General features: G+C 59.5%; 2 protein-coding genes. One reads left to right on the top strand and one right to left on the bottom strand.

Features of this window, described 5'->3' with window-relative positions:
• Positions 1–1,105, top strand: a 1,105-nt coding sequence (locus tag AC1DLB_RS30385; protein ID WP_477786329.1) for a ribonucleoside-diphosphate reductase subunit alpha, incomplete at its 5' end; no start/stop codon positions are given.
• Positions 1,106–1,233: 128 nt separating this feature from the next.
• On the opposite strand, the gene AC1DLB_RS30380 is transcribed toward AC1DLB_RS30385, so the two are convergent.
• A partial coding sequence (locus AC1DLB_RS30380) for a flagellar hook-basal body complex protein (protein ID WP_477786328.1) occupies positions 1,234–2,009 on the bottom strand: 776 nt, incomplete at its 5' end.

Below are 2,009 nucleotides of genomic sequence, written 5' to 3'. Positions count from 1 at the left end.
GGACGAGATCGCCGTTTGCAACCTGGGCTCGATCAACCTGCCGAACCACCACATCGTCGACGGCAAGCTGGACACCGCCAAGCTGCAACGCACCGTGAACACCGCCGTGCGCATGCTCGATAACGTGATCGACAACTACTACTCGGTGCCGCAAGCGAAGAACTCCAACTTCAAGCACCGTCCGGTCGGTCTGGGCATCATGGGCTTCCAGGACGCTCTGTACCTGCAGCACATCCCTTACGGTTCCGACGCTGCCGTCGAATTCGCCGACAAGTCGATGGAAGCGGTCAGCTACTACGCGATCCAGGCTTCCTGCGACCTGGCTGACGAGCGTGGCGCCTACGAGACGTTCCAGGGTTCGCTGTGGTCCAAAGGCATCCTGCCGCTGGATTCGCAACAGATCCTGATCGAGCAGCGTGGCCAGAAGTACATCGACGTTGACCTGAACGAAACCCTGGACTGGGCACCGGTTCGCGCCCGTGTGCAGAAAGGCATTCGTAACTCCAACATCATGGCCATCGCACCGACCGCAACCATCGCCAACATCACCGGCGTGTCGCAGTCGATCGAACCGACCTACCAGAACCTCTATGTGAAATCGAACCTGTCGGGCGAATTCACCGTGATCAACCCGTACCTGGTTCGCGACCTGAAGGCTCGCGGCCTGTGGGACTCGGTCATGATCAACGACCTGAAGTACTACGACGGTTCGGTGCAGCAGATCGAGCGCATCCCGCAAGAACTCAAAGAGCTCTACGCGACGGCCTTCGAAGTGGACACCAAGTGGATCGTCGACGCCGCCAGCCGTCGTCAGAAGTGGATCGACCAGGCTCAGTCGCTGAACCTGTACATCGCCGGCGCTTCGGGCAAAAAACTGGACGTGACCTACCGCATGGCCTGGTACCGTGGTCTGAAAACCACTTACTACCTCCGTGCCCTGGCCGCAACCAGCACCGAGAAGTCGACCATCAACACCGGTAAGCTGAACGCTGTTTCCAGCGGCGGCAACCACGGTGACGACTCGGTCCTGGCAGCCCCAGCCGGTCCAGCTCCAGTGCCGAAGGCCTGCGCCATCGACGAGCCGGATTGCGAAGCTTGCCAATAAGCTGAGCCGGTAGGCGCTCCAGGCGTAATACCTGAAAAACCGCAGTGCATTCTTCGCGGGCAAGCCTCGCTCCTACAGAATGAAAAAACCCCTCTTGCGAGGGGTTTCTTATGCAGCACTATCAAGCATCAAGTCATCTGAATGATGGTCTGCATGATGGTGCTCTGGGTGGAGATGGTCTTGGCGTTCGCCTGGTAGTTGCTCTGCGCCTTGATCAAATCAACCAGTTCGTTGGTCAGGTTGACGTTGGACTCTTCCAGCGAGTTGGACACGACCGAACCCAGGGTACCGGTCTTCGGCGCATCGACACCGGCCACACCGGAGGCGAAGGTTTCTTTCCAGCGCGTACCGCCAATTGGCTGCAAGCCTTGCTCGTTGGCGAAGCTCGCCACAGCCACCTGGCCGATGGCCTTGGTTTGCTGGTTGCTGAAGTTGGCGGTCATGACGCCGCTGGCGTCGATGGTCAGGCTGGAGATCTGGCCGGTGGCGTAGCCGTCCTGGTATTGGGCGGTACGGGCGGTTGGCGAGTTGTAAGAAGTGGTCAGCGCCATGTTGAACGCGATACCGCCAGTGGCAGCGACGGAACCGTTCGGCCCCCAGGTCACAGGAATCGTTGCGGCGTTGGTAATGGCACCTGGCACCCAACCGGTCATGGTCAACGTGTTGCCAGTCTGGGTCCAGCCGGCACCCGCCGTCAGCGTGTTAATGCTGCCGTCGGAGTTGAAAGTGATGTCAGCGGTGATCGGCACTGGAGGCGTGGTTGCAGGGTTGGCCGGGGAGCGACCGTCCATGTAGGTATAGACACGCCAGGCATTGGTACCCGTCTTCACGTAGTACTGATCCATGGTGTGCTCGTTACCCTGGCTGTCGTAGACCTTGGTGGAGATGGTCTTGTTATAGCAGC

Source organism: Pseudomonas sp. 05N434 (genome assembly GCF_056396965.1).
This window is presented reverse-complemented; position numbering and strand designations above follow the sequence as displayed.